This window comes from Serratia sp. MMO-28, from assembly GCF_037199905.1.
Taxonomy (GTDB): Bacteria; Pseudomonadota; Gammaproteobacteria; order Enterobacterales; family Enterobacteriaceae; genus Chania; species Chania oryzae.
Genome location: NZ_JBBCVB010000110.1, coordinates 1 through 277 on the forward strand (window position 1 = coordinate 1; position 277 = coordinate 277).

The following is a 277-nucleotide window of genomic DNA, read 5'->3' on the forward strand; positions in this document are numbered from 1 at the left end:
CCCGGTGTTGGTCAACAACCCGCTGGTCAGCACGCCCGGATCGAGCGTGACCGTGCCCAGGTTGGTGAGCGCCCCCACCGTCTGGCTGAAGGTGTTGGTATTGAAGCTGGCACCGCTCGCCACCGTCAGCAGTGAGGTGGCGCCAAAGGCATTGTTGCTGCCCAGGCGCACATCGCCACCGGCGATCGTGGTGCTGCCGGTGTAGCTGTTCTGGCCATTGGTGACGGTCAGGGCCCCGTTGCTGGCATCAAACACGATGCCGCCCACCCCGGTCAGT

General features: G+C 65.3%; 1 protein-coding gene. It reads right to left on the reverse strand.

Annotation, left to right across the window (positions count from 1 at the left end; all coding sequences use genetic code 11):
• A partial coding sequence (locus tag WG891_RS26765; RefSeq protein WP_337265117.1) for a hypothetical protein occupies positions 1-277 on the reverse strand: 277 nt, incomplete at both ends.